Raw genomic sequence first — 1,511 nt, forward strand, 5'->3', positions numbered from 1 at the left:
TTATTTCCTCTTCAGCCACTGCTGTTTTTTTCTGTGCCTCATACTCAATAAAATCCGAATGTATCAGAAGAAGCCGCATTATTAACCTTCCCAAATCCAGTACGTATGCGTATCAATCAGTTATATAACAATTCAGTCAGGCCGTTTGTTCCCGGCATACCGGGAGAGCGTTGCCTGCCGCTGATCCATATATTTGGCGTCGGGTTTTTTGTCATACGGGGTTGCCGCGCGTTCAGTTGTATAGAAAACCAGTTGTCCGATAGGCATTCCCGCATAGACCCTGACCGGCCTGACATTCACATTACACATCTCAAGTGTGATGGTGCCGCGGAACCCGGCATCGATCCAGCCCCCGGTCTGGTGCAGTTCAACGCCAAACCTGGCAATACTGCTCTTGCCTTCAATGGATGCCACAATATTGTCAGGAAGGCCGATCACCTCAAGGGTCTCGGCAAGTACGAACATCCCCGGCTGGATATCAAAATAATCGGCAAAAGTCTCCTCAGTCTCCAATTCTATGCTCTTTTTGTCATAGGGATCTATTACAGAATCTCCCGGACGATACCAGACAAAATGGTTGCCAAGACGGATATCAAGGGAGTTTGGTTGAACCAGCCCGGGATTGTACGGGTCAATCAGAATATGCCCATGATTGATCCGATCGCTGATCTCCCAGTCAACAAGAATCATCACTCTTTTGTGGCACGTGATCAGACTTATCGCTTCCTTCTGGATTGTCAAGGTGCCACTCGGTTCTCCGTAAAAGACCATGAAGAGTACTCGCCTCGCGTGCAGTCAGCAGGGTTCTTCCGAGAATTCGCCTCACCAGAAGGAGTGTTGTTGCCCTTTTCTCAGGAGGGTGGGAGATCCGATCGAGGAACGAGCTGATATGGGAGAAGAGGTAATTCATCTCGAATCGTGATGCAAGCTGGTATTCGCCGCGGGGAAGATTCGCAAGCTCATAACAGATGATGCCAACTGCATGGGAGATATTGATGATCGGATAGATATCCGAAGTCGGAATCGTGCAGATGAGATCAGCCTGCGATATCTCCTCGTTATTCAACCCCCAGTTCTCTCGTCCAAAAAGGATGGAGATCCTGCCATTGATCGGGGCGATGATATCACGGAGTTCGGCAGGAGAGTAAAACGGCATCCGCATCGGGTTTGTCACCGACTTTCCGAGTGTACCGGTGGTGGCGATGGTTACAGCACTTCGTTCAAAGACCTCCTCAAGCGTGATTCGTTCCGCAGATTCCAGGACATCACGGGCATGTGAAGCGCGGGCTTTTGCCTCATTCCCGAGTTCACAGGGGTTGATGAGAACAAGGTTTGTGAAACCGAAGTTCTTCATTACCCGTGCTGCAAAACCGACATTACCCTCATATAGGGGTTCGACAAGGACGATATCAACCTCGGGCATCCTCTACCGGACCGCCCGGACCGTTGCCTTCAGCGCCTCGATCCCAGCCTCGTACACCGCATTCCCAACGATGATGGTATCCGCATAA

General features: G+C 50.4%; 2 protein-coding genes. Both read right to left on the reverse strand.

The genetic code is table 11. The features are described from left to right. Window positions 1-132: 132 nt before the first annotated feature. Window positions 133-690, reverse strand: coding sequence for a dCTP deaminase (gene dcd, locus QCH34_RS12595; protein ID WP_300334641.1), 558 nt, complete (start codon window positions 688-690; stop codon window positions 133-135). After that, a complete protein-coding gene (locus QCH34_RS12600; RefSeq protein WP_300334643.1) occupies window positions 677-1,423 on the reverse strand; it encodes an RNA methyltransferase in 747 nt (248 codons plus the stop codon). Before QCH34_RS12600 ends, dcd begins: the two co-directional genes overlap by 14 nt. Window positions 1,424-1,511: the final 88 nt, after the last annotated feature.

It is taken from the genome of Methanocalculus sp., from assembly GCF_029762515.1.
In the GTDB taxonomy this organism is placed as follows: domain Archaea; phylum Halobacteriota; class Methanomicrobia; order Methanomicrobiales; family Methanocorpusculaceae; genus Methanocalculus.